The 26,249-nt window shown below is 53.7% G+C and carries 24 protein-coding genes and 1 riboswitch; of the genes, 14 read left to right on the top strand and 10 right to left on the bottom strand.

Annotation, left to right across the window (positions count from 1 at the left end):
- Positions 1–105: 105 nt before the first annotated feature.
- Positions 106–1,758: a hydroxylamine reductase gene (gene hcp / locus L6H70_RS17115; RefSeq protein WP_236335103.1), complete on the top strand. Its 1,653-nt coding sequence runs from the start codon at positions 106–108 to the stop codon at positions 1,756–1,758.
- Positions 1,759–1,849: 91 nt separating this feature from the next.
- On the opposite strand, the gene L6H70_RS17110 is transcribed toward hcp, so the two are convergent.
- Together L6H70_RS17110 and L6H70_RS17105 are read right to left on the bottom strand one after the other, a co-directional pair.
- Complete coding sequence (locus L6H70_RS17110; protein WP_236335101.1) at positions 1,850–2,824, bottom strand: aldo/keto reductase; 975 nt, start codon at positions 2,822–2,824, stop codon at positions 1,850–1,852.
- Between the two features lie 5 nt (positions 2,825–2,829).
- Positions 2,830–3,738, bottom strand: coding sequence for a LysR family transcriptional regulator (locus L6H70_RS17105; protein WP_236335210.1), 909 nt, complete (start codon positions 3,736–3,738; stop codon positions 2,830–2,832).
- A gap of 96 nt (positions 3,739–3,834) precedes the next feature.
- Here L6H70_RS17105 and L6H70_RS17100 point away from each other — a divergent pair, with 96 nt between their 5' ends.
- Positions 3,835–4,713, top strand: coding sequence for a DMT family transporter (locus tag L6H70_RS17100; protein ID WP_236335099.1), 879 nt, complete (start codon positions 3,835–3,837; stop codon positions 4,711–4,713).
- A gap of 88 nt (positions 4,714–4,801) precedes the next feature.
- Here the strand turns inward: L6H70_RS17100 and L6H70_RS17095 are convergent, their stop codons facing one another.
- On the bottom strand, positions 4,802–6,679 hold the full coding sequence (locus tag L6H70_RS17095) for a flagellar assembly protein A (RefSeq protein ID WP_236335097.1): 1,878 nt from the start codon (positions 6,677–6,679) through the stop codon (positions 4,802–4,804).
- 29 nt (positions 6,680–6,708) lie between these two features.
- Positions 6,709–6,799, bottom strand: a riboswitch (cyclic di-GMP riboswitch).
- Between the two features lie 199 nt (positions 6,800–6,998).
- The gene (locus tag L6H70_RS17090; RefSeq protein ID WP_236335096.1) at positions 6,999–8,099 is read right to left on the bottom strand and encodes an FUSC family protein; all 1,101 of its coding nucleotides are present in this window, start codon (positions 8,097–8,099) and stop codon (positions 6,999–7,001) included.
- Positions 8,100–8,402: 303 nt separating this feature from the next.
- On the opposite strand from L6H70_RS17090, the gene L6H70_RS17085 reads away from it, so the two are divergent.
- Genes L6H70_RS17085 through L6H70_RS17070 form a run of 4 tightly spaced genes read left to right on the top strand, consistent with a single transcriptional unit; the run spans position 8,403 to position 12,207 of the window.
- On the top strand, positions 8,403–9,518 hold the full coding sequence (locus L6H70_RS17085; RefSeq protein ID WP_054942405.1) for an ABC transporter ATP-binding protein: 1,116 nt from the start codon (positions 8,403–8,405) through the stop codon (positions 9,516–9,518).
- The gene (locus L6H70_RS17080) at positions 9,508–10,320 is read left to right on the top strand and encodes an ABC transporter permease (protein WP_054942404.1); all 813 of its coding nucleotides are present in this window, start codon (positions 9,508–9,510) and stop codon (positions 10,318–10,320) included. Before L6H70_RS17085 ends, L6H70_RS17080 begins: the two co-directional genes overlap by 11 nt.
- The gene (locus L6H70_RS17075) at positions 10,310–11,137 is read left to right on the top strand and encodes an ABC transporter permease (protein WP_236335095.1); all 828 of its coding nucleotides are present in this window, start codon (positions 10,310–10,312) and stop codon (positions 11,135–11,137) included. The genes L6H70_RS17080 and L6H70_RS17075 overlap by 11 nt, the downstream gene beginning before the upstream one ends.
- Positions 11,134–12,207, top strand: a complete 1,074-nt coding sequence (locus tag L6H70_RS17070; RefSeq protein WP_236335094.1) for an ABC transporter substrate-binding protein — start codon at positions 11,134–11,136, stop codon at positions 12,205–12,207. Before L6H70_RS17075 ends, L6H70_RS17070 begins: the two co-directional genes overlap by 4 nt.
- A 194-nt stretch (positions 12,208–12,401) precedes the next feature.
- On the opposite strand, the gene L6H70_RS17065 is transcribed toward L6H70_RS17070, so the two are convergent.
- The 6 genes from L6H70_RS17065 to L6H70_RS17040 all read right to left on the bottom strand — a co-directional run bounded on the left by L6H70_RS17065 (position 12,402) and on the right by L6H70_RS17040 (position 17,180).
- Entirely contained in the window at positions 12,402–13,256 is an 855-nt protein-coding gene (locus L6H70_RS17065) for an IS3 family transposase (RefSeq protein ID WP_236335208.1), read from the bottom strand.
- A gap of 17 nt (positions 13,257–13,273) precedes the next feature.
- On the bottom strand, positions 13,274–13,570 hold the full coding sequence (locus tag L6H70_RS17060; protein ID WP_236335093.1) for a transposase: 297 nt from the start codon (positions 13,568–13,570) through the stop codon (positions 13,274–13,276).
- 326 nt (positions 13,571–13,896) lie between these two features.
- Positions 13,897–14,571, bottom strand: a complete 675-nt coding sequence (locus L6H70_RS17055) for a DUF559 domain-containing protein (RefSeq protein WP_236335092.1) — start codon at positions 14,569–14,571, stop codon at positions 13,897–13,899.
- Between the two features lie 162 nt (positions 14,572–14,733).
- The gene (locus L6H70_RS17050; protein ID WP_236335091.1) at positions 14,734–15,555 is read right to left on the bottom strand and encodes a class I SAM-dependent methyltransferase; all 822 of its coding nucleotides are present in this window, start codon (positions 15,553–15,555) and stop codon (positions 14,734–14,736) included.
- 66 nt (positions 15,556–15,621) lie between these two features.
- Positions 15,622–16,473, bottom strand: a complete 852-nt coding sequence (locus L6H70_RS17045) for a 1,4-dihydroxy-6-naphtoate synthase (protein ID WP_236335090.1) — start codon at positions 16,471–16,473, stop codon at positions 15,622–15,624.
- Entirely contained in the window at positions 16,473–17,180 is a 708-nt protein-coding gene (locus L6H70_RS17040) for a futalosine hydrolase (protein ID WP_236335088.1), read from the bottom strand. Before L6H70_RS17040 ends, L6H70_RS17045 begins: the two co-directional genes overlap by 1 nt.
- A 670-nt stretch (positions 17,181–17,850) precedes the next feature.
- Here L6H70_RS17040 and L6H70_RS17035 point away from each other — a divergent pair.
- The 8 genes from L6H70_RS17035 (at position 17,851) to mprF (ending at position 26,150) form a co-directional block, all read left to right on the top strand.
- Positions 17,851–18,321 carry a MarR family winged helix-turn-helix transcriptional regulator gene (locus L6H70_RS17035; protein WP_279306767.1) on the top strand — a complete coding sequence of 157 codons (471 nt, stop codon included), beginning with the start codon at positions 17,851–17,853 and terminating at the stop codon, positions 18,319–18,321.
- Positions 18,322–18,474: 153 nt separating this feature from the next.
- Positions 18,475–18,876 carry a DoxX family protein gene (locus L6H70_RS17030; RefSeq protein WP_236335086.1) on the top strand — a complete coding sequence of 134 codons (402 nt, stop codon included), beginning with the start codon at positions 18,475–18,477 and terminating at the stop codon, positions 18,874–18,876.
- Between the two features lie 99 nt (positions 18,877–18,975).
- Positions 18,976–19,926, top strand: a complete 951-nt coding sequence (locus tag L6H70_RS17025) for a ring-cleaving dioxygenase (RefSeq protein WP_236335084.1) — start codon at positions 18,976–18,978, stop codon at positions 19,924–19,926.
- Entirely contained in the window at positions 19,923–20,531 is a 609-nt protein-coding gene (locus tag L6H70_RS17020) for an alpha/beta hydrolase (protein WP_236335082.1), read from the top strand. Before L6H70_RS17025 ends, L6H70_RS17020 begins: the two co-directional genes overlap by 4 nt.
- A gap of 198 nt (positions 20,532–20,729) precedes the next feature.
- Complete coding sequence (locus L6H70_RS17015; protein WP_236335079.1) at positions 20,730–21,962, top strand: multidrug effflux MFS transporter; 1,233 nt, start codon at positions 20,730–20,732, stop codon at positions 21,960–21,962.
- The gene (locus L6H70_RS17010) at positions 21,959–22,864 is read left to right on the top strand and encodes a DMT family transporter (RefSeq protein WP_236335077.1); all 906 of its coding nucleotides are present in this window, start codon (positions 21,959–21,961) and stop codon (positions 22,862–22,864) included. The genes L6H70_RS17015 and L6H70_RS17010 overlap by 4 nt, the downstream gene beginning before the upstream one ends.
- Before the next feature lie 102 nt (positions 22,865–22,966).
- Positions 22,967–23,323, top strand: a complete 357-nt coding sequence (locus L6H70_RS17005; RefSeq protein WP_236335075.1) for a FlxA-like family protein — start codon at positions 22,967–22,969, stop codon at positions 23,321–23,323.
- A gap of 175 nt (positions 23,324–23,498) precedes the next feature.
- The gene (gene mprF, locus L6H70_RS17000) at positions 23,499–26,150 is read left to right on the top strand and encodes a bifunctional lysylphosphatidylglycerol flippase/synthetase MprF (RefSeq protein ID WP_236335074.1); all 2,652 of its coding nucleotides are present in this window, start codon (positions 23,499–23,501) and stop codon (positions 26,148–26,150) included.
- The last annotated feature ends 99 nt before the right edge of the window (positions 26,151–26,249 follow it).

Below are 26,249 nucleotides of genomic sequence, written 5' to 3'. Positions count from 1 at the left end.
TTACCGATAGTATGGCGAAAGTCTACTACAATAAGCAGTAACTGTAAAGGCGGAGGAACAGTCTCTGCCCCGTGTAACGATACCCATTTAAGGAGTGAACACGCTATGAGCAGCATGTTTTGTTTTCAATGCCAGGAAGCGGCCAAAGGAACGGGCTGTACCATCCAGGGAGTATGCGGTAAGACGAGTGAAGTCGCTAATCTTCAGGACTTGATGATCTACACACTGAAAGGCATTTCCATCTTTGCACGCCGAGGCCGGGAATTAGGCATCACCGACTCTGCCACAGATAAGTTCATTATAGAGAGTATGTTTGCTACGATAACCAATGCGAATTTTGTCCCGGAAGCTTTTATTGACAGAATAAGAACAGGGCTTACCTTGCGTGACCAGTGGAGCAGCAGGCTGAAGGAGGCTGGAGCAGTGGTTCCACTCGGGAATCATGATGCCGCACTTTGGACAGCGGATACCGAAGAGGAACTGCTGGCCAAGTCAGAGACGGTTGGCGTTCTGTCGACGGAGAATGAAGATGTCCGTTCCCTGCGCGAGCTGCTGACTTACGGGCTCAAGGGAATGGCTGCCTATATGGAACATGCGTCCGTGCTGGGATTTGCGGATGAAGGAACCCATACTTTTATGGAAAAAGGTCTGGCATCGGTGCTGGATGATAGTCTGAGTGCGGACGAACTGACTGCGCTTGTGCTGGAGTGCGGCAAGTTCGGCGTAGATGTAATGGCACTGCTCGACCAGGCTAACACAACCACTTATGGAAACCCGGAAATTACCAAAGTGAACATCGGTGTAGGACAGAATCCGGGGATTCTGATCAGCGGACATGACCTGAAGGATATGGAAGAGCTGCTGAAGCAGACAGAGGGAACTGGAGTGGATGTGTATACGCACAGTGAGATGCTGCCGGCCCACTATTATCCGGCCTTCAAGAAGTATAGCCACTTTGTAGGCAATTACGGCAATGCCTGGTGGAAGCAGAATGAGGAATTTGCCAGCTTCAACGGTCCGATTCTGATGACCACGAACTGCATCGTGCCGCCTAAGGATAGCTATATTGACCGGTTATACACGACAGGCAACACCGGCTTCCCGGGCGTGCAGCATATTCCGGCAGATGCTAATGGAGTTAAGGATTTCTCCGCGATTATTGCGCAGGCCAAGGGCTGTGAAGCTCCGACCGAGATTGAGACTGGAGAGATTGTCGGCGGATTCGCCCATGCGGCGGTTATGAATGTGGCCGATCAGGTGGTAGAAGCGGTCCAGAACGGTGCGATTAAGCAATTCTTCGTGATGGCAGGCTGCGACGGCCGGATGAAGAGCCGCAATTACTACACTGACTTTGCTGCTGAACTGCCAGGGGATACTGTCATTCTTACCGCAGGCTGTGCGAAGTACAAATACAACAAGCTCGACCTCGGCGATATCGGCGGAATTCCGCGAGTGCTGGATGCCGGACAATGCAATGATTCCTATTCCCTTGTAGTCATTGCCCTGAAGCTGAAGGAAGTGTTCGGACTGGACGATATCAACGACCTGCCGATTGCCTACAATATTGCCTGGTATGAGCAGAAGGCGGTAATTGTACTGCTGGCGCTGCTGCACCTGGGGGTCAAAAATATTCATCTCGGCCCGACACTGCCGGCCTTCCTATCGCCGAATGTGGCTAAAGTACTGGTCGATAACTTTGGAATCGGCGGCATTACAACCGTAGAAGAAGATATGGAGCGATTCATCGCAGCCGTATAAATAAGCAATAATATTCCGTTAAAAAAAGCCTATAGCTCAGCCCGCCGATACCGGCAGGGAGAGGAGCTATAGGCTTCTTGGCGTTTTGCAGTTAAGGCAAACGGTAGACGGCGAACGGCTCGCCGCTGCGGAACGGGCGGCTGGCTTCTTCCAGCTTGTCCAGGGTCTCCGCGTCCAGCTCAAGAGCGGTGCTCTGCAGATTCTGCTGCACCTGCTCCACCCGTGTAGCCCCTACGATAACCGTGGAGACAGCGGGCCTGCTCATCAGCCAGGCTAAGGATAAGGCTGTGGGAGAGGTTCCGATATCCGCGGCGACCCGGCTGACCTCATTCCCCAGCGAAATCCGCTCAGGAGTAAGGAAACGGTTAAAGTTCGGATCGGTTTCAGCACGCGATCCGGCAGGCGCGGCGCCATTGCCGCTGTATTTGCCGGTCAGTATCCCCCCGGCCAGCGGGAAATAAGGGATGATCCCCAATCCCTGATCCAGGCAGAGCGGGAGCAGCTCGTTCTCGGGAGTCCGGTCGGCCAGCGAATAGCTGCACTGAATCGAGCTGTACTTGATCAGATTCCGCGCTTCGCTGATCCCAAGCGCCTTCATCAGTTCCCAGGCCGCGTAATTAGAGGCGCCGATATAACGGACCTTCCCTGCAGTTACCATATCATCCAGGGTGCGCAGCGTTTCCTCCAGCGGGGTATAAGGATCGAAGGTATGGATCTGATACAGATCCACATAATCCGTCTTCAGGCGGCGCAAACTGCCTTCCAGCTCCAGCATCAGGTGATGGCGGGAGGAACCGCTCCCATTCGGGCCTTCGGCCCTCGGCAGACCTGCCTTGGTGGCCAGAACTGCATGATCCCGCCTGCCTTCCAGAGCCAGCCCGATGATTCTTTCCGATTCGGTACCGGCATAAATATTGGCGGTATCGATGAAGTTGATCCCTTGATCCAGTGCGGTATGAATAATCTCAATCGAGGTCTGCTGATCGGCCCGTTTGCCAAAAGCATTCGTTCCAAGGCCCAATGCCGATACCTGCAGCCCGCTGTTTCCCAGACGGTTGGTTTTCATAGTATTCACTCCTTTACAGTGTTTGCAGCAGGACTTAGATTTCCGGCTTCCGTGAATAATTCGAGCGCAGTATCAATGAGCAATCTGACGGCGATGGACGCCTCCTCCAGCGAATGGACAGCAAGATGGACATCCCGGTAAGCATCAGGGGAAAGCTCCCGGATGATCACATCATCAGGCGGCGCTAGCAGCGACAGCTGGGACAGCACGCCTACGGCCAGACCCTCCTGGATCATGTTCAGCGCTGTATTGTAGCTGTTGACAACATATTTCACGTTCAGCTCACTGCCGGCTCTCTCGAATAAATCAAGCACTGGAGGCTCATAGCCCGCTCTGCAGATCATCATCGGCTCGTGCTCCAGGTCTTTCACATCAATAACCTGGTGTTGTCCCAGCGGATGGCCGCCGGGCAGCACCGCATACAGCTTCTCCCGAAAAAGCGGAAGGGTCTCAAACTCCTCATGCGGCGGAATAATCAGCCCGACATCAATCTGGCGCGTTTCCAGCCATTCCTTTACCTCGGCCACCGAGCCTTCATGGACGGAGATTTCGATCCCCGGATACCTGTTCTTAATCGAGCGGATCATCTTGGGCACAAAGTAAGCGGCGGCCACCGGAAAGGCTCCGATCCGGATCAGCCCCTTCTCCAGTCCTTTCTCTGCGGAAATCTCCTGCTCGACCTTATTGAACCCGCTGAGAATTTCCCGGAAAAGAATCAGGACACGTTTGCCCACCTCTGTGAGCATCAACCCGCTGCGGCGGTCGCGAAGCAGCAGCTTGACGTCCATTTCCGTTTCGAGCGCGGAAATAGCGCGGCTGACCGCCGGCTGGGTCATATTTAGCTCCAGGCCGGCTTTGGTGAAGCTTCCGGTTTCGGCAATTTTGACAAACAGGCGAATCTGATTGTTGTTCATATCGGATTTGGTATGCCCCTCATGATTATAATTCATTTCAATTATGACTGGGATTATTGTATCATTTGGAATGAAAATGAAACAAGAGGTGAATGAATGTCCGGACGTAATAAAACGATAGCTCTGCTTACTTTTTTGGTGATTGTCTGGGGGATCAATTGGCCCCTGTCCAAAATCGCCTTATCCTATGCTCCTCCGCTGCTGTTTGCCGGCATCCGGACGGTGATTGCCGGTATCATCCTGATCTTCGCTGCCCTGCCGAAATGGAAGCAGCTTCAGTTCAGGCGGCTGTGGCCGGTCTATCTGACATCGGCGATACTCAGTATCGTCTTTTATTACGGCTTCCAGACGATAGGCCTGCAGTATGTGCCTTCCGGGCTGTTCTCGGCCATTGTGTTTCTGCAGCCGGTGCTGCTGGGCATCTTTGCCTGGGTCTGGCTAGGGGAGAGCATGTACGGGCTCAAAATATTCGGCCTGCTGCTCGGCTTTCTGGGGGTAGCCGCCCTAAGCATCGGCGGGTTCAACGGAAGCATCTCTCCTGTCGGCGTTCTGCTTGCGCTGGCCAGCGCACTCAGCTGGGCATTCGCTACCATTTATACGAAACGGAATGCGGCTCGGGTAGATATGCTGTGGATGACGGCGATGCAGATCATGATCGGCGGAGTGATTCTGCTGGCAGCCGGTTCGGCCACGGAAAGCTGGTCAGCAATTACCTGGAACAGTGCTTTTATTGTTAACACACTGTTCATTGCGGTGTTCGTCATCGCGCTCGGCTGGATGGTGTACTTTAAGCTGATCAATGAAGGGGAGGCCGGTAAGGTCGGTTCGTTTACCTTCCTGATCCCTCTGATCTCCATAGGTTCAAGCGTGGTGCTGCTGCATGAGCAGATTACGACCAATCTGATTGTGGGTATGCTGCTGATCGTGGCTAGCATTATTCTGGTCAATGTTAAGCTGGGGCGGACGCACGGATAAGATAAAAAGAGCCTGCCGGATACTGTATGAGGTCCGGCAGGCTCTTTAATTGGGTTGAAAAACTGTATGTAAGCGTAAACAGATTGCACTATCTCTGATTAGCCGTCCGCAGATTCTGGGCTGTGAATACCGCATCCTCCAGCAAATCATCAATCTCCGTAGTATATTCGCCAATACTCAAGCGGGTAACGGAAATCCGGCGGGCACTAATTGTACTCCCTGCTGTAAGGACTGATTGCTGGCCTGCTTCTGCACAGGCGCTCTGCAAGGTGATCGCTCCGCCCGCTTCGACTATGGATCCGCTGCATACCGATTGTTCCATGAGGAATTGAACATTTCCGGATGCCTGCAGCGTGCAGTTTCTGACGCCTTCTTTATGTATATAGAGGTCTCCGCCGGCCTGAATCATGCAGCCTTCTGCCTCTGAAACATCAATCCGGGCATTCTCCTCCTGCAGGCCTTCAATCCGCTCACAGAACGCCTCAAGCAGCTTCAACAACGTCCCAATCACAGAATCCGTTATGAAGTCGGTGAACTGCCCCGGGTGCAGGAAGACCTCCAGCATATGTTTAATTTGCTCTATGTCCATAGGACAGGCTGACTCATTGTCCAAAAGCAGTTTCTGAAATCCGGTGAGCAGACCCGGTATATGGCTGCATTTACTTTCCAGCAGCAGCATAACTACCAGTCCGTATTTCACCGTCTGCTGACGTGACTGAAGATTCTGCTCCAGCAGCCTGGCTGCTTTTCTCAGTGCTGTTATTTCCTCAATCAGGTGAGCGGGATGCAGGTGCAGCCGCCCTTGTCTCACTCCGTAACAGCCGGAATATAATTGGCAGTCTGTTACCGTTCCACGGATAACAATGCTGCCTGTAGCGGCAATCACAGCCCCCTGGACATCACCGTATATGTAGACATTGCCTAAAGCCTCAATGATGGATTGGTCCCTGATTCCTTCCGGTGCAACCACATCCCCTGCGAACATAAAGGCCCCGTCTCCTGTGTCCATTCCCTGCGGCATAATATAGGCAGACGGGAAATCAATGCTCACCACCGGTGTTCCAATGCCTGTGATCCGGGGTCTTCCTTCACGCAGCGCGATAATCTCTCCGCCTGGAAGCAGCGAGGTATCGGCGGCGTGTATCAGGCAGATATCTTCCGGCTGGGGTGACGGCAGAATGCCGCCATACACGTCAAAGCCGGGCAATCCTTCCCGCGGAGGCAATTTGCGGGCCAGGACTTCTCCCGGCTGGACAGATGCAATCCCTGGATAACCGAGATAATTCAAAGGGTCGGGAGCTTTGGAGCTGCTGAATTCTCCGGTCATATCCGGTTGCAGCAAGGGCTCTAGCCTGCCATTGGTACCGGGAACCGGGGCTTTGCCCACAGCAATGCAGACCGGAAGATAGGTCGGATTATTCAATTCGGCGTAAAGGGCAGGGATGTTGAGATTAGGGATGAAGGAGCTCTTCGGAAAGCCGGCCAGAATCTGGTCTACAGTCAGCTTAGACAGCAGCAGATCATAGTCCGGCTCTGCCCGGACAGAGACTTCGGCGGAGGCGGGGCAATTCACAAGCTTCCAGGCATACTTCTCCACACGGTAGAGGGTAAAGTAGGCTCTCAGCTTATCCTCGGAAATCGTAATCTGGTACTGCGGCTTCTCACTGATCTCCCAGCTCAAATGATTGGCTGAAGTGACCCTGATAGGTTCAGTTACCTTCCCTCCGTTCATCTTCAGGACGACAGGGTGAACAGCAGAAATCAGGGCAGCCTTGCCGCCGCGTAAAGGGGGGGTGATGAAAATCTGATCATTCTGTACAATGATTATTCCATCTTTATCTTCATTTCCGCCCATTCCGCTGACCGGATAGGACGGGGTAGAGGACTCCATAGGAAAAGTAGTGCTAAAGGCCGGCATTGTTTTACTGAACACATGCCGGGAATGGTCAAGGGTGCGCTGCGGCATAGGTATAACCTCGCTTTTCGTATTATCAAACCGGCAGCCTGGCAGCCATGAATGCACAGCGGCATTGTTAGGCCCATTGCTTTGCGTCCCGCCCTTTCGGGCAGTTTGCCTTTATACATGAAACATGATAAACACTCAGCATGAGGTCATTTAATGAAGTGTTCGACAATAAAATGATCATACCTGGTACTATAGTACTGAATTTCGACAAATTCTTTTAAACAATCCTAATTTTATTCCTGTATGAGCCGGTTTTCAACTGTAATTTCACCTGAAATATATAGATTTTGTAGCAGCAAAAAAAAGGACACTCCCAAGCTTAAAGCTTGTGGGAGAGTCCATTATTTACAAGATGGATACTGCGTGCAGCTTCGGCTCTTGCCGGCAGAGGTGCGGCTGAAACTGCCGCATAATCGGCCTGTTCGATGACCTCCAGCACCCGGTTAAGATGAGAGAAAACAGCTCCGAGATCGCGGATAGCCGTCAGCGGGCATATTCCCTGCAGCTCGGAGAACCAGGCCAGCTGCAGATCACGGGCATGCCGGAGTGACTCCTGCAGTGAGCGCTGGACTTCGGCGTCCGACAATGTCTTGGTCCCGTACAGAGCGATGCAGTCGGCTGTTGCGCCGGCCACCTCCACCATCCAGTCTGCGGCAGCATAATGCGCAGGCAGGAGAGAGAGCTCATCGGCAATCTCTTTGACATAGAAGTGAACCTTCTGCAGATGGGCCGTAGCCTGTGTCAACCCGCGAAGTCCGCTGCGGCAGGGGTAGTGCGATAAGGTGAATTGCATTTCCTGGCGCAGCCGGACACTCTTCGCGAGCAGTTCCCCGGAGCGTGTCAGCGCCTTTTGGGCCTTTGCTGCGTCTCTGCCGCCAGTAGCCATTCCGCTCAGGGAATCCGCCAGCAGCAGGCTTCCTTCGAGTGCCAGGCTTTTCACCTTGACGAAGCCTTTGGGCGGGACGATAATCATATTGATCAATAAGGCTATCAGTACGCCGATCAGGGTCTCGGCAACCCTCCACACAATATAGTGATCATGGTAGAAGGTAAGCGCGAGAACAGAGGTCACGCCAACCTGTGAGACGGCCTGAATATTAATCCGGCACGCGGTGGCAATACCGATGCCCAGCAGCAGGATCAGCAGGATCGAGAGAATGCCGATATCCAGGAAGCGGCCGACAATGAGGCTGACCGTTCCGCCGAGCACAATGCCGAGCAGGCGGTAGAAGCCTTTTTCAAGCGAGGCTTTAACCGTTCCTTGTGTAATCAGAATAGCTGCAAGCGGGGCAAAATATAAGTAATGGTCACCGTACAGGCTATGAACTGCCACCCAGGAGAGCGAAGCAGCCAGTGTGATCCGTATCATATAAAGGGATAATCCAAATTTCTCAAGGCGGTCTTGTAACCCCTCGTTCATTTTCAGTCATCTTCTTTCATAAAAAGAGGAATTTTCAAAGTATTTTCAGACGGTTTCATTATAGCACCTCATACGCAGCGTAAAGAGGGCTATTTTTTACGAACTTGTTAAGATTCTGCAAGGCTATAAGTGTTGTTGGCTATCGCATATATGGGATACATCCTATATGCTATATAATATGAAATGTTGTCGAAGCGGAGGCAGAATTGTCGCTTAGGCAGTACTGAGCCCAACAAGCCGATTGTGCGCTGTAAGATGAGGGTAAATGGTTTGTAATACATAAGGTAAGGGAGGTCGTTAGCTATCGCTACCCCGGAAGGCACTATTATTTCTTTTGACCAGGTTACTAAGCAATATGATGATGAGGAGGCCGTGTTAAAAGGTGTCAGCTTCGAAATCGAACGCGGCAAATTTTATACACTGCTGGGACCGTCCGGCTGCGGCAAGACGACCATTCTGCGTCTGATCGCGGGTTTTGCCGAACCGACTGAAGGCTCTATTTATCTAAACGGTAAAATGATCAACCACATTCCCGCCAATGAGCGTCAGGTGAACACGGTGTTTCAGGATTATGCCCTGTTTCCCCACCTGAACGTATTCGAGAATGTGGCTTTCGGACTGCGCATTAAGAAGCTCAAGAAGGATGTCATTACCCAAAAGGTGCAGGAAGCACTGCGGTTCGTCAACCTTGTCGGCTACGAACAGCGCGCGATCAACGAAATGTCCGGCGGACAAAGACAGCGTGTAGCGATTGCCCGCGCGATCGTCAACGAGCCGCAGGTACTGCTGCTGGACGAGCCGTTGTCCGCGCTAGACCTGAAGCTGCGTACGGAGATGCAGTATATCCTGCGGGAAATGCAGCAGCGGCTCGGCATCACGTTCATCTTCGTTACCCATGACCAGGAGGAAGCGCTGGCGATGTCCGACTGGATCTTTGTCATGAATAAAGGGAAAATCGAGCAGAGCGGCACACCGAACGATATTTATGATGAGCCGATCAACCGTTTCGTTGCTGATTTCATAGGAGAGTCAAATATCGTACCCGGTGTTATGATCGAGGATTATCTGGTGGAATGGGGCGGCCACCGTTTTGAATGCGTGGATGCGGGGCTGAAGCCGAACGAATCGGTTGAAATCGTGATCCGTCCGGAGGATCTGGAAATCGCAACACTGGAGCAGGGCAAACTGAAGGTGCGCGTCGATTCCCAGCTGTTCCGGGGAGTACACTATGAGATCAGCTGTTACGATGAATCCGGCCATGAATGGCTGGTCCACTCTACACGCAAGGCTGAGGTAGGCAGCGAGATCGGACTCTATTTTGATCCGGAAGCGATTCATGTTATGCGTTTTGGTGAAACGGAGGAAGAATTCGACAGACGTCTGGAAGCTTACGGCGAGGTGGAGAGCCATGAACAATAAGGGCCGGTCGTACTATCTCATCCCTTATTATTTATGGATCGCCCTGTTTGTAATCGCGCCGGTGCTGCTGGTTATTTACTACTCCCTGTTTGACCTGGACGGGCATCTGACACTGGACAATTATGTGAATTTCTTTACGCCGGTATATATGAGAATGATGCTGAACTCCTTCTGGTATGCGTTCCTGATCACGCTGTTTTCGCTGCTTGTAGCGTATCCAGCCGCTTATCTGCTGACCCGCACGAAGCATAAGCAGCTGTGGCTGCTGCTGATTATTCTGCCGACCTGGATCAATCTGCTGCTGAAGACGTATGCGTTTATCGGGATCTTCGGCACCTTCGGGCCGGTGAACAGCTTCTTCGATCTCTTGGGGCTCGGGGAGCAGCAAATTCTCTTTACCGGTTTCAGCTTTGTGTTTGTCTCGGTGTATATTTTTATTCCGTTCATGATTCTGCCGATCTTCAGTGCCCTGGAGGAACTGAACCTGTCTCTCGTGGATGCCGCGCGCGATTTGGGCGCTTCCGGATGGACGACGTTCCGGCGGGTTATTTTTCCGCTGACGGTCTCCGGAGTACGCTCTGGGTGTATGGCTGTATTCATTCCTGCGCTGTCGCTGTTTATGATTACGCGTCTGATCGCCGGCAACCGGGTGATTACGCTGGGTACCGCGATTGAACAGCACTTCCTGGTTACGCAGGACTGGGGCATGGGCTCGACGGTTGCCGTCTTCCTGATCGCCATCATGGCGCTGTTCATGATCCTTACGGGCAGCTCGCGGAAAGGGGTGCGGCATGAAAAATAAAAACGGGATTGGTAACCTGTATCTGGTGCTGGTGTTTGTCGTACTGTACGCGCCGATTTTCTATCTGATGTACTACTCGTTTAACAGCGGCGGCACGATGCATAAATTCGAGGGCTTTACGCTCGATTATTACCGGGAAGTGCTGCAGGATACGCGCTTGATCATTATTGTGATCAACACGCTGGTGATCGCGCTCCTGTCTTCGGCGATTGCCACGCTGCTGGCGATCATTGGTGCGCTTGCTATTCAGCGCAGCCGCAGCCGCCGGTCAAAGAACGCACTGCTCTCGCTGAACAATGTGCTGATCGTCAGTCCAGACGTTATTATAGGGGCTTCCTTTCTGATCCTGTTCACCATTGCCGGCATCAAGCTTGGCTTCACCTCCGTGTTGCTCTCCCATGTGGCGTTCAGCGTGCCAATTGCCGTGCTGATGATTCTGCCGCATCTGCAGGAGATGAGCCCGACGCTGACCGATGCCGCCCGCGACCTCGGGGCCAGCAGGCTTAATGTCCTGACCAAGGTGATTCTGCCGATCATCAAGCCCGGGATCTTCAGCGGTTTCTTCATGGCGCTGACCTATTCACTGGATGATTTCGCGGTGACTTTCTTCGTAACCGGGAACGGCTATTCCACACTCTCGGTGGAGATTTATTCCCGGGCGCGGCAAGGGGTATCGCTGTCGATCAATGCACTTTCGACACTGATCTTCCTCTTTACGATCCTGCTCGTTATCGGCTATTACTTCCTGAACCAGCGGAAGAATAAGCCGTCCGCCATAATAGCGGAGCCGGTTGCAGAAGCGGGGGTGCCTAGATGAAACAGCTGGTTAATGCATTTCTGGCGATTCTGCTCGTTGCCTTTGGTCTGATGTTCCTTGGCTCCAGGCTGAACTCGGCGGAAGGATACACAGGCGGTAATACGCTGACGATTTATAACTGGGGCGACTACATTGATCCTGATCTCCTGGAGCAGTTCGAGAAGGAGACCGGGATTACAGTTATCTACCAGACCTTTGATTCGAATGAAGCGATGCTGACCAAGGTGGAGCAGGGCGGAACGGTCTTCGATGTGGTGGTGCCTTCCGACTATGCCATCGCCAAGATGCGGGAGGAGAACCTGCTGCTGCCGCTGGATCACAGCAAAATTCCGAATCTGGCTAATATCGATTCCAGATTCATGGACCTGTCCTTCGATCCGGGCAACAAGTATTCGGTGCCTTATTTTTGGGGAACGGTAGGGATTATCTACAATCCTGAGATGACCGGGGATATTGATTTCAGCAGCTGGGATTCCCTCTGGGACAAGAGATTGAACAATAATATCTTCCTGGTCGACGGAGCCCGCGAGGTCATGGGCATGGCGCTGAACAGCCTGCACTATTCGGTTAATGATACCAATGAAGACCACCTGCAGGAGGCGCTGTCTAAGCTGAACAAGCTCTCGCCTAACGTGAAGGCGATTGTCGGTGACGAAATCAAGATGCTGCTGGCTAATGAGGAAGCAGCCGTCGGGATTGTCTGGTCCGGCGATGCTTCGGAGATTTTGGACGAGAACGACAAGCTCGACTATGTAGTTCCGGAGGAAGGCTCGAACAAATGGTTCGACAACATGGTCATCCCGAAGACGGCAGCCAACGTGGAGGGTGCGCATAAGTTCATCGACTTCATGCTCCGTCCTGAGGTTGCAGCACAGAATGCCGAATACGTAGGGTACTCTACCCCTAACGTTCCCGCACTCAAGCTGCTGCCCGAAGATATTTCCGGCGATGAACGTTTCTACCCGCCCGCCGCGATTACCGACCGGCTGGAGGTATACGACAACCTTGGCAAGCGGATGCTCGCCCATTACAACGAGCTATTCCTGAAGTTTAAGATGAATAAGAAGTAGGCAGGTTATATGCCGGACGGACAAGTGCCCAACCGCGGAGTTATCGCGGTTGGGCGCTTTTTTTTGGATAGAGGCGGGGCTGGTGAGTCCTTAGACGATTTGTATCTCATGTCAGGCTTCTAGTTCAATAATTTCCCGGCTCCGTATGCTTAGTGGGAACTTTGCTCATCTGTCAATAAAGTGGACACCACTAACTAGCTAATGTTCTCATAGTACAATTGCTCAAATCGGGCAGGTGAAATGTAGCCAAGCGTGCTGTTCGAGCGTTTGCGGTTGTAAAAAAACTCAATATACCGGTACAGCTTGTCTTTAGCTTCTTGTTTGGTTTTAAATTTGGGGGCGCAGTAGATCAATTCACGCTTCAAAATACTATGAAATGCCTCCATACAGGCGTTGTCATAGCAATTTCCTTTGCGACTCATACTCGCCTTCATATAGTATTGCTTAAGCTGTGCCCGGTAGTCTTTGGACGCATACTGGGATCCACGATCCGAATGGTGCAGGAGTCCCTTGCCTGGCTTCTTGGCCGCGTACGCTTGCTTTAGCGCATCCAAAACCAAATCTGTAGTCATCCGGTCACTGAGTGTCCAACCTACAATTTGCTTCGTGTACAAATCCAGAATGCTGGCCAGGTAGAGTTTTCCTTGGCGGCAAGGGATGTACGTGATGTCGGCCACCCATTTTTCATTCGGTTTGGTGGCCGAAAAGTCTTGCTGCAGTGCATTGTCGGCGATAGGCAGGTCATGCTTCGAATCGGTCGTGGCTGGCCGGAACTTCCGAGACATGCAGGAACGTAGACCGTGTTCGCGCATAATGAGGCCTACCGTACGTTCAGAGACGCTCCAGCCTTCTTTAACAAGCTCTTGCTGGATTCTTGGACTGCCGTAGCGCTTGTCGGAATCCTCATAGTGCCACTGAATGCGCTCGGTTAGCTTGGCTTTGCGTTTCTGTTGTTCCGAGGGTAGGGCACTCCGCCACTTATAATAGCCACTCCGGGATACCTGAAGCACTTCACACATCTTCTCTAATCGAAACTCGGAGCGATGAATTTCGATAAACTGGAACCTTAGTTCCTTTCTTTGCTGAAGATGTGCATAGCCTTTTTTAAGATGGCAATCTCTTCTTTGAGGTCATCGATTTCTCGTTTCTGTTCGTCAATGACTTGGGACTGCTGACGTAGGGCTTCACCATGATTTACCGGTTCGTTCTCGAAATCACGGTATTTTGCGACCCATTGCCGTAGGGTCTCTGGATGAATGTTCAATTCTTCGGCGATCTGCCCCAGAGACTTCGTCTGCTCTTGCACATATTTAGCTGCTTCACGTTTGAACGTCTCGTTAAACCGTTGGCGTTTTTGGCTCATCTTTTGACACCTCTTAGTTTTGGTAGGTTTATTATCCCTTGTACCAATAAGAAGTGTCCACTTTTGATTCTAGTTGCACTTCTCCAGTTAAATGCTCATCAATCGAGCTTAGCGGGAGGCTAGTAGGAAAAAGTCCACTTAATCTAGCCATCATCAGGAGAAATGGGCTGAATGGGACAAATTAATTGCTTTTTTCCAACTAATCATTCAAAAACCGCTTTAAGGAGCCCAATAGATTGCCTTTTTCCACTTAGCTGTTTTCTAGACTATGGGATGCAATCCTCTAACAGCAATGACAGGTGTAACGCTATTCCTTAGAGGCTAACCTAATTGAAATAATCCAGCACGCCATGCGCCAGTTCATACCGGACGACTCTTTCTTGATTGCCCCGGCAGGAGGGGAGCAGCCAGCCCTTATCAGACAAACTGCGCAGTGTGCGGACTTCTGTTTTGTAGTCAATGCCGAAGTGCTGCTTAACATCCTGGGGACGGACAGTCCCGGTTAACCGGATGGCCAGACGGATGACCTCCTGCTCCATAAGCTGCAGCCGTGATACAGGAGCCTCGGCAGCCTGATATCTGCCCATAATCAGTCGAAGTAAACTTATGCAAAGCTCGGGGCGCCGCTCAACATCATCGTAGGCAAAAGAGATAACACGGTATCCCATCGCCTGCAGGAAGGTTTCGCGGTTCAGCTCACTGCAGAATTTACGCCGGTCCATATCGCGGACGTGGGAGGCATAGCCTTTAATTTCAATAAGCAGTCTGATGTGGCCCGGAAGCCAGGCGAAGTCGGCAAAATAGGATCTGCCGCGCCAGTCTATCACCTCATATTCAGGATGAAGTTTGGTCAAATCACCCCGCAGCGGCCACCAGACATTGCGCAAGAATAGCACCTCCGCATGCTGATGTCCTCTTTCCAGCCGCCCCCGCCGTTCTCCGGCCGGTCTGCCTGCAAGATGTCCTGCAATAAACTGCTGATGTGCGTTTTCAAATGACATAAACACTCACACTCCCCGCCAAAATAGAAAACGTCCCGGCTTCCCTCAAGGAGGGCAGCCGGGACGTTCTTCGTCTCTTTGCAATAAGTATAAGCTAAACTTGCATGGGTGAACAGGCAAATCGTCTAAATCGCTAACTCGCGTAAACGCTCAGGCAGGCAATTACTTAATCCCGATCCTCATCCGGTAGCTGATCAGAACCGGCAAAGTCCGGCCGTCGAAGTAGGCTTCTACCGCGGCGGTGAACTCGGATATGTCGACGTCCAGAGCAATAGAACCGGTCTTTAGTACCGTTTGGATGCCGCCTTGGCTGAGCATAAGCCCTACGTACCGCTCGGCATCGCAGGTTTCGGTATTATGGAATACTACTTCCCGTGCAAACGAGAAATGGCCGCTGGCCTGAATCCGGGCCAGGTGGCCCTCTTTATCCCATTTATGTGCCCGCTGGGATTCGGGCTGCAGCTCAGCGAGCAGATTATCGGCAGCCGTAATCAGAAGATTATACCTGGCTTCAATATCTGCCTGAAGCACCAGCGGCCAGTCGCAGTCGTAGGCGGCGAAGACGCCGCCGGGCCGCAGACAGCGGGCAATTTCCTGCAGAGTGCTCAGCGGCTCCATCCAGTGAAAGGACTGGGAGCAGGTAATGATATCAACGCTGCCGGAATCAAGCGGAAGCTGGTTTGAATAGCCCTGGATGAAGGATAGTGACTGTGCCTCATCCTCAAGGTTGAGCTTTTCGACCGCTTTACCCAGCATGTCGGGGTTGGGTTCGATGCCAATTACGGAATCGGCGGCATTCTTCCATAGGAAGGTGGATAAGCCCGTCCCGCAGCCGATATCGGCAACCACGGAAGGGCGTCCGCCCAAGTAATTACTTAGCAGACTGGTAACCATTGGCGGAGCCTCCGGGCGGTAACGGTCGTATTCGTTCTGATATCCCAAGAACCGGTCAATATTCTCCTTGCTGTTGCCTGCTGGTATCATAGAATCCTCTCCCATCATTGATGATCAAGCTTCAACGCACTGGCGGATAGGAACTGTACGGGTATCTTAACGCAGCAGTGCCGGATCAACGGCAGGCACAAGCCCTTCGGCGGCTGCGCGATTTAGCAGCGCTGAAATGGCGGCGTAACCGTCGTCCCCGAGGTTCATCGAGAACTCATTCACGTAAAGATCAATATGTGATTTGGCGACCTCCGGCGACAGCTCCTGGGCATGGCTCAGCACGTACTCTCTGCTGTCAGAGGGATGATCCCAGGCGTATTGAAGGGAACTGCGGATCCAGCCGGCAATGGCTTCGTGGTCCAGGTCGCGGCGGGCGATGATCGCCCCGAGCGGGATCGGCAGGCCAGTATCGCTCTCCCACCAGCTGCCCAGATCGGTCAGCAGGTTCAGGCCATAGGAAGGATAGGTGAAACGTGCTTCGTGAATGACCAGGCCGGCGTCGATTTGACCGTCGCGCACAGCAGGCATAATCTCATCAAACGGCATGACCACAATCTCAGCAGGGCCGTCCGGCACCTGCTGGGCTGCCCATAGGCGGAACAGAAGATACGCGGTGGAGCGCTCGCTCGGTACGGCAATCCGGCGGCCGGACAGCTCCTGCGGGCGCTTGATCGCGCCCGGGCCTTTGCGGGTCAGGACCAGCGGGCCGCAGCCCCGGCCAAGCGCGCCGCCGCAAGGCAGCAGCTTGTATCGTTCCAGCACCCAGGGGAGTGCGGCGTAGGAGATTTTGAGTACTTCCGGTCCGGCACCGTCTGCGGCCAGTCCATTGGTAATGTCGATATCGGCAAAGGTCACATTCAGCTTGGGCGCGCCTTCTACCAGCCCGTGGGCCCAGGCATGAAAGACAAAGGTATCATTGGGACAAGGAGAAAAGGCAATATTGAGTTCAGTTGTCATTACAGCACCTCCAGTAGTATAGCGGCCGCTGCCGCTAGCGCATCGAGCGCTTCAGGGATCTTCCACGCGGCCCGGTCGCGCGGGCCGACCGGGTTCGAGATCGCGCGCAGCTCCAGCGCCGCGATCCCGAAGCGCTGGGCGGCCACGGCAACCCCGTGGCCTTCCATCGCCTCCGCGACGGCACCGGGATGCCGCGCGGCCAGGGCGGCGGCCGTTCCGGCGGTGCCGGTCGCCGTCGACACCGTCAGCACAGGTCCTGTGCTGACGACAAGCCCGGCCGCTGCCAGCGCGGCCGCAAGGGCCTTAGCCGTGCCGCTGTCTGCCGGCACGGATACGCTGCCGAAGCCGAGCTCGGCAGCGCTGCGGAAGCCCTCCGGCGTCTCGGCCCCCAGGTCGGCGGCGATCATCTCGCTGGCGACGGCCAGCGAGCCTAAGGGCGCCCGCCCGGGAAAGCCGCCGCCGATCCCGGCGCTGATGACGCAGCCGTACGGGTCGGCTGCCAGAGCAGCGGCGGTACCCGCCGCAGCGGCTGCGGTGCCGGCGCCCGCAGCAATCACCTCGAACCTGCTGCTGCCTGCCAGGCCGCGCAGGACGGCTTCTCGCTCGGCCGCGACTGCCGTCACGATTAGCACGCGCGGTGCACGGGCTTCCTCTGCCGCAGCTATGCCCGCGGCAGCCTCCGCATGTGGATTAATCTTCGCTTCCATAATGAGCCTCCTTCTATATAAGTAACGACGTAATAAATAGTTATAAATATATTCGGCCATCACCCGGTTCAGCTGTTGACCAGCTGCCAGTCTGCTCCATGTGAAGTGACCGCAGATGCGATGGCAACTTTGCAATAACCGGCAATGATGATTGATAACTGTATTCTGTACAGTTATCGTCAGTCTTTTCAGAGCATGGGAGGAGATAGCTGCATTTCTTACAACTAAAAATCCCGGTTTGCACTGAAAAAGGCTGGCTCAGCCATTTTAATTGTATAGAATACATTTAAATTTCAGGAACGGGGGATTCTACCGTATATAATTGCACGGAATACAGTTATATGCACCGGTTCACGAGCTGTACGGCTTCAGTTTCACTAACAGGGATGTTCCGGCTGCATCCTAGGTTGGGATCAGGTATATTCGTAATCGTCCGCTAATCTACCGGGGTGTTAACTTCTTTGTTGCTGAATTCTCCGGCGCCGCAACAAAAAGGATACGCCGTTTTGAAAGTGAGGTCAAACCGCGCGGGATTATTTTTAGAACAACTGTTGACAATAGAGAATAGATAGCGTATATTTATCTTAACTTAAAGATAATTAACTTAAAGATAAGTGCTTCAGCAATCCGCAGAGCGGGCAGACAGCACAGTTGACAGGAGGTGTACATGATGAGCGACTACAATGAACTTATAAGCAAAACGACAGGCAGCTCGGATGAGGAGCAGGCGTCATCGCTGAAACTGTTCGTGGTTTTATCCAAGGCATACAAAAGCCTGATGGACCATGCGGTTAAGGATATGAAGAGTCATGGGCTGGCATCGGCTGAATTCATGGTGCTGGAAGTGCTCTACCATAGAACAAGAATTCCGCTGCAGCAGATCGGGGAGAAGATTCTCGTCACCAGCGGCAGCATCACTTATAACATCGATAAGCTGGAGAAGCGGGGGCTGCTGAAACGGGTTCCATGCGATGAAGACCGCCGCGTGACTTATGCCGAGATTACAGAAGCGGGACGCGAGCTGTTCGATGACATTTTTCCCCGCCACGTGGCTTCCATTCATGCTCTGATGGGCGGACTGAATCAGGAAGAGAAGGATCAGGCGATTGGGCTGCTGAAGAAGCTTGGCAAAGGCGTGTAGAACCAGTAATGCCGGGATGGAAGTGTCCCTGACGGTTCCGCATTTGCTTTTGCCAAGCCGCGAAGCGGTTTGAAGATTAGGGTAGTCAAAAAATTTTTAACATATATCTTAAGGTTAAGATAATTAAATCGAAGAGAATGGAGAGTGTTTATTATGGTAAGTGTAGGATTATTGTTATTGAGACTTGTGATCGGGGTTGCTTTTATCGGACATGGGGCGCAGAAGCTGTTTGGCTGGTTTGGAGGTTACGGCCCGAAGGGAACCGGAGGTTGGATGGAATCTGTCGGAATTAAGCCAGGGGTAGCGATGGCAGTAATGGCGGGACTGATGGAACTGGTCGGAGGCGTATTGTTTACAGCCGGCCTGCTGACACCGGTGGCAGCTGTGCTGATTGCGGCAACGATGCTGGGCGCGATTATCAAGGTTCATGCTCCTAACGGCTTCTGGTCAACAGCTAACGGGATAGAGTTCCCGCTGACAGTACTTGTAGTAGCAGTCGCAGTGGCGCTGACCGGTCCGGGTTCGATTTCGCTGGATGCACTGTTCTTTAACTAATGCTCACAAAACCTAAGCATAGGCTTCCAAAGTAAGTTTTGTACGATGAAAATACAAAGGGGTTTACCCTCACAAAAACTTTTAAGGAGATGGATTAAGATGACACTTCAAACTGCAGGAATTCACCATATTACCGCTTTTGTTAAGGACGCGCAGCGCAACGCCGATTTCTATGCCGGGATTCTCGGGCTGAGACTGGTAAAGAAGACAATTAACTTTGACGCTCCGGAGGTCTACCATCTCTATTTCGGGAATGAGCAGGGTGCTCCCGGTACGATCATCACCTTTTTCCCTTGGGCGACCGGTCGTAAAGGCAGAATCGGCGGCGGCCAGGTTGGGGTAACCACCTACGCTGTGCCGGCCGGATCGCTGGGATTCTGGGAGGAGCGGCTGGCTGCTTACCAGATTCCGGTGACCAAAGTAACCCGGATTTCGGAGTCCTACCTGTCTTTCGCCGATTATGACGGCCTGCGGATCGAGCTGGTAGAACGCGAAGCGGGTCCGCTCAGCACCTGGTCCTTCGGGGGAGTACCTACCGAGCATGCGGTTAAGGGCTTTGGAGGCGCGGTCCTGTACAGCACGGACCCTGACAAAACGGCGGATACACTGACCCGTACGCTGGGTCTTGAGCAGATCGCCGAAGGCGACGGTTATATCCGTTTCCGCTCTACAGGTGATCTTGGCAATATTATTGACCTGAAAGCAGCGCCGGTGCCTCAGGGCGGCGGAGGAACAGGTACGGTGCATCATATCGCGTGGCGTGCCAAAGATGATGCCGAACAGCTCCAGTGGGGCCGGACCGTGCAGAGTCATGGTTACCAGCCGACGCCAGTACAGGACCGCCAGTACTTTAACGCCATCTACTTCCGCGAGGAAGGCGGCATCCTGTTCGAGATTGCTACCGATCCTCCAGGCTTTGCCCGTGATGAGGACCCGGATAAACTGGGGCAGAAGCTGATGCTGCCAGTATGGTTTGAACCCAATCGTGCGGTGATCGAAGCTAATCTGAGCCCGTTTGAAATCCGTGAAGTGGAGGTGAACCAGCTATGATTCATGTCTTTAAAAAAGGTACGGATGCCACCCTGCCGACCCTCGTATTATTCCATGGCACCGGCGGCAATGAACATGATCTGCTCCCGCTGGCGGAAATGCTGTCTCCCGGCTCCTCGGTGCTGGGTATCCGGGGAAATGTGCTGGAGAATGGCATGCCGCGTTACTTCCGCCGTCTCGCTGAAGGGGTATTCGATGAGGAGGATCTGATCTTCCGTACCCATGAGGTGAAGCAGTTCCTGGACAGTGCCGCTGCCCAGTACGGCTTCGACAGCAACAATCTCGTCGCCGTCGGCTACTCCAACGGAGCCAACATTGCCGGCAGCCTGCTCTTCCATTACGGAAGCATCTTCCGCTCTGCGGTACTGCTGCATCCGATGGTTCCGCTGCGGGGTCTGACATTGCCTTCCCTTGCCGGTGTCTCCGTATTCATCGGGGCGGGAACCAATGACCCGCTGATCAAGGCAGAGGAAACCCGGGAACTGGAGCAGCTGCTGCAGGGAGCGGGAGCGGACGTTACTGCCCACTGGGGGAATCAAGGCCATCGCCTCAGTACAGCCGAGGTGGAGGCCGCCCGGAATTGGCTGGGTCAGCACATCAATTAAGTTCAAGTCTGAAAAATAGTATCACCGCAACCGCCTGTGGGGCCGCTGCTAAGAGTGCTGACAACCTCTTAAAAGCTCCTGCGGGCGGTTTTTTGGATTAGGGAAAAAGCATTGAACATTCTGTCCCCGATCAGGTAGTATGAAGATTACTAAAAACAGGCCTGAGGGTTTCTGCAGAAAGGTAGGCGTCATTGTATCATGATCAGAGAAAAAATGGATAACCGCGTGCTCTCGGCAGAAGGGCCGTCACGGAAACAGAGGCTGCAGCTGGCACTTATTCTGGGGGCCGTTGCGACGATTGGCCCTTTGTCGATTGATATGTATCTGCCTGCCCTGCCTGAGCTCGGTATGCATTTCGGAACCAGTGCTGCGCTGGTGCAGCTTAGTCTGACCTTCTTTCTGCTGGGACTGGCCTCCGGTCAGCTGGTGGCCGGACCGCTCAGCGATGTCCATGGACGCCGCCGCCCGCTGCTGATTGGCATGCTGATCTATACCGTATCTTCATTGCTGTGCGCATTCAGCCCCTCCATCGGCCTGCTGGTCGTGCTGCGCTTTATTCAGGGCTTTGCCGGCTCTGTAGGAGTGGTCATCTCACGGGCGGCAGTCCGTGACCTGTACAGCGGCTCAGAATTAACGAGGTTCTTCTCACTCCTGATGATTGTCAACGGGCTGGGGCCGATTTTTGCACCGATTATCGGGGGGCAGCTGCTGAGAGTAACCTCCTGGCAGGGGGTGTTCATTGTGCTCTTTTGCGCCGGGCTGCTCTTCTGCGCGATGATTCTGCTGCGGCTGCCGGAGACGCTGCCGAAGGAGCGGCGCGTGAGAAACGGGCTTAGAGGAACACTGCTTACCTTTCGCGGGCTGCTCGGCAACGGACGGTTTATGGGTTATGCCCTTTCCCAGGGTTTTGTTACTGCAGCGATGTTCGCGTATATTTCGGGTTCTTCATTTGTCCTGCAGAATATGTTCGGGATCTCTCCGCAAATGTACAGTCTGATCTTTGCCGTCAACGGGTTCGGCATTATCCTCTCCGGACAGATTGCCGGCAGATTGTCCGGGAGACTTGGCGAACGGAATCTGCTCGCCAGCGGTCTTGCACTCTGCACGCTCGGCGGAGTACTGCTGCTGGCCGCGGTTCTGGCCGGAGGCGGCCTGCTGCCGATCCTGCTCTGCCTGTTCGCTGTGGTCTCCAGTGTCGGATTGGTCGGCACGACCAGCTTCTCACTGGCCATGCAGGACCAGGGTGAATCGGCAGGAAGCGCCTCGGCGCTGCTCGGACTATTGCCGCTGCTGCTGGGCGGCTGCGTGGCTCCGCTGGTCGGCCTTGGCGGCGACGAAACGGCAATTCCGATGGCGGTAGTCATCGCCGGTGCCGGCCTTTGTTCCATCCTGTCCTATTTGCTCCTCTGCAGGAAGGGGGATCATAGATGAGCCGGAAAGACTTTACGGTCCTGCTGCTGCTGGCATTTGCCTGGGGAGCTTCATTTCTGTTTATGAGAATCGCCTCTCCTGAGCTGGGGCCGGTGTTTACCACAGAACTCCGCGTAACGCTGGCTGCTGCTGCTTTACTGCTCTACGCCAGGATTACACGGAAGACGCTTGGGATGGGGCGGCACTGGAAGCAGTTTCTGCTGCTTGGGGCGCTGAACGCCGCACTGCCTTTTACACTGATCTGCATGGCTGAACTGGAGCTGAACGCCTCACTGGCAGCCATTCTTAACGCGACTACTCCGATGTTCGCAGCGCTTGCCGCCTGGGGAACCCTTGGCGAGAAGCCGGGAATATCGAAATCCATCGGCTTAATTATCGGACTTTTGGGCGTGGCTGTGCTGGTCGGGTGGAGTCCGGTGCCGCTTGAGGGAAGGGTGCTGCTGTCGGTCTTCTTTTCCCTCGGGGCTGCGCTTTCTTACAGCTTCGGAGGGTTGTATGCCGCCCGTGTCGGCCGTGGCCTTGCACCACTTACGCTTGCCGCCGGCCAGCAGCTTGGAGCAGCCGTAGCGCTGCTTCCGCTCGCGGTCATTTTTGCTCCCCGGCATCTGCCGTCAGCGGCAGCGGTCTACTCTGTGCTCGGCTTATCTATCATTTGTACGGCTGTCGCCTATTTACTATATTTTTACCTGATTCAGAGTGTGGGTGCGGTAAAAACCGTCAGTGTAACTTTCCTGGTTCCGGTATTCGGGCTGATGTGGGGGGTTATCTTCCTGAACGAGCCGGTCTATGCCAATACGGTGGCGGGACTGGCCATTATCCTGCTGAGCGTAATGCTGGTCAACCGCAAATCCAGGGCTAAAGGCAGCACAGGCGTTGATTCCGGCGCAGGGAAGCAGGGATAGCTGCAGTTCCCTCCTTCAGGCACTTTCAGCAAACTTTCAGCCCATTTTAACGTTAGGTTCGGGTACAGGGGTTATATTGAAGTGGTGAAAGGAGGGACAAGCATGAATATTTCATCCGCTACATCCACCGCCGCTTCGACTTCTTATACCTCTTTAAGTGCAACTGATACCAGCTCGCTGGAAAAACAAAAAGCGAAGCTGGAGGCCGACTTGGAGAAGGTACAGTCCAGTAAGGACGACGAAAAAACCAAGGAAACCAAAACCAAACAGCTAGAGCAGCAGATTAAGCAGATCGAGACGCAGATTGCCCAGAAGTCCAAGAGCAGCAGTTCCTCTGCGGCAGCTCAAAGCGCACCTCCTGAAAAACCTGCTAACAGCAATTCGCTTACAGCAGCAAGTGCAGAGCAAATCGCTAACGCTACCACTGACAGTGAAGGCAGATTTGACATTCGGGTTTAAAATCGCAACGCAGTGAGCAGCACCAAAAAGAGGACAACCTTTGCCGTGAAGGGGTCCTCTTTTTGGTGCTGCTCTGGATGAGCCTTCTTCCCCTGAAATTGGTATAATGGGGAGATAGAAACGGCTGAAATGTCTGAATCAGAGGCATGCGCCCATAATAAGGCAGGGAGAAATCATGCATTCAATTAAACAGACATTAGAACGTTTTCGGATTGTACGGCTGCTGTTGTCCATCTACCGGATAAGGGCGGTAAGAATGCTCTTTCCGGTGGCCATTATAGCCTTGGTATATTGGGAAGGCCAGCACGAGCTGAAGCAGGTGCACCTGGGGCTTACGATAAGAGAACTCCGGCATGTGCCGGCTTCTGCCGTTATGGAGATGATGGGGGTTGCGCTGCTCTCGGTGGCAGTTATGAGCGCCTATGATTATTTGATCCGGCAGCATTTCCGTTTCAGGATCGGAGCCTGGAGCACCTTCCGCTACGCCTGGATTGCCAATACCTTTAACAATCTGATTGGGTTTGCCGGACTTGCCGGCATAGGCCTGCGCTCGCTGCTCTATAAGAAAAGCGGTGTGCCCGCTGCGGCCTTAGCTCCTGCGCTCGTATTTCTCTCCCCCTTGATGATTACCGGCCTGTCACTGCTGTCCTGGGGCAATCTGACCGGCCTGCTTCCTGCCCACGGACTGATGCGCGAGCATAAATGGCTGATCTTCGCGGTCTGGGGCATGGCGCTCTATTTACCGTTTTTTGTGATTATCCAGCGTTCCTCGCTGTTTGCCAAGTGGATTAACCGGGGACAGGGTAGAACCCCCTGGTTTACAGTAGCGGCTTCAGTAGGGGCCTCTTTTCTGGAATGGCTGTTTGCCGGAATTACGTTCTGGACAATCGGCAGCCACCTGCTTGGCGGCGCAGAATTCGTTACGCTGTTCAGCATCTATCTGGTTGCTGCGGTGGCAGGGATTCTGAGCATGGCCCCCGGGGGCATCGGCGCATTCGATCTCATTGCGCTGCTCGGTCTCACACAGCTCGGACATAACAGTGACCAGGCTATGGCTGTGCTGGTGATCTACCGGCTGTTTTATTATGTAGTGCCCTGGCTGATCGGCCTTGTACTGGCTGCCCTGGAAATCGGACTGCAGGGAAGAAAAAACACAGACCAGAGCGGGGAAATGCTCGAGCCCTCGCTCAATATCTGGCAGAAAATCTGGGGCTGGCCCGGACAGTATACTTTTCTGAGTGATCTCGGCTTCTGGGCGCTTGGTAAGCTGGTTTTGGCGAGCGGGCTCATTCTGCTGCTGTCTGCTGCAACCCCTGGGCTGCTATACCGGCTGCGGATGACGGAGGAGCTGCTGTCTCTGCCGGTCATGCAAATTTCTCATCATTTATCGGTGCTGATCGGATTTCTGCTGATCCTGCTGTCCAGAGGCATCTCCCTGCGGGTCAGGAGAGCGTATCTCTGGACCAGCGTGCTGTTGTTCGGCGGGGCCATATTTGCGTTCACCAAGGGATTTGATTATGAGGAAGCGGTGTTTCTGCTGCTGGTTGCCCTGATTCTGTGGATTTCTAGATCAAGGTTCTACCGGATCAGCGTACCGGTCAGCAAGCAGAGTACCCTGTGGTGGCTGCTGCTGACCTCACTTATCGCGCTTGGTTATTACCTGCTGGGCAGCTACGCGCATCGCGGATTTATGAAGCATCTGCCGCCTGGCATCCGGCCGGAGTGGCTGCAGCAGCACAGTAATGTAGCGGTGGCAGCGGCCGGTAGCCTGGCGGTGTCCTGGCTCATTGTGACGATGCTGGCGGTCCTCCGTCCGCAGCGGAAGGCGGAGGAGATCTTAGCGGATAAAGATATGGAGCGGCTGGAGCACTTCCTTGCCGGAACGAAGGGGAATGCCTTGACACATATGCTGTTTCTGGGGGACAAAAGCTTCTACTGGGCCCAGAAGGGAAAAGTGCTGTTCGCCTTTGCCAGAACCAGGGACAAGCTTGTCGTGCTGGGCGATCCGCTTGGCCCCAGAGCGCTGATGAACGAGGCGATCAGCGAATTCCGGCGGGCGGCGGATATATACGGGCTATCCGTTGTATTTTACCAGGCGACGCCTGAGTTTCTGCCGGTCTACCATGAGCAGGGCTACCATTTCTTCAAGCTGGGCGAAGAAGCCCTAGTACCGCTCGCCGGCTTTACACTCAGCGGCAAAAAAAATTCCGACCTGCGCAGCGTCTGCAACCGGTTCGAACGCGAAGGCTATACCTTTGAGGTTTCGGAAGCCCCGCATTCCGGGACGCTGCTGCAGGAGCTCCAGGCTGTATCGGAGGAGTGGCTGGACGGACGCACTGAAAAGGGATATTCCCTGGGCTGGTTCAAAGCGTCCTATATGCAGCTTGCACCTATAGCGCTGCTGCGCGGGGCGGAAGGCAGAATCGCCGCTTTTGCCTCTATTGCACCTTGCTATGATAGCGGAACAACCATTTCGATTGATTTAATGCGCCACCGGAAGGATACTCCGAACGGCACTATGGACTACCTGTTTGTCCATCTGCTGGAGTGGGCGAAGTCGCAAGGCTATGCGTGGTTTAATCTCGGCAATGCCCCCCTATCCAGTGTAGGGCAGAATTCCGGCGCATTGCGGGAGGAGAAGGTAGCGCGGCTTGTCTTTGTACGGGGGGGACACTGGTACGGGTTTGCCGGTCTGCGCCGCTATAAGGAGAAATTCAATCCGCAGTGGGAGCCCAGATATCTGGCTTATCCCGCCTCGCTGATTCTGCCGATATTGACTATGGATCTGGTCCGGCTGGTTTCCCGTCATCCGCAGGAGAAGGAATAGAACGGAAGAAGGCAAAGCCTGAGGATGCTCCCCAGGCTTTGCCTATTTTTTAGAATGATCATGTCTGCGGGAACTTCCATTCTGGGCCTTAAGCTATGC

The sequence above is a fragment of the Paenibacillus auburnensis genome, assembly GCF_927798115.1.
In the GTDB taxonomy this organism is placed as follows: domain Bacteria; phylum Bacillota; class Bacilli; order Paenibacillales; family Paenibacillaceae; genus Paenibacillus_AQ; species Paenibacillus_AQ auburnensis.
This window is presented reverse-complemented; position numbering and strand designations above follow the sequence as displayed.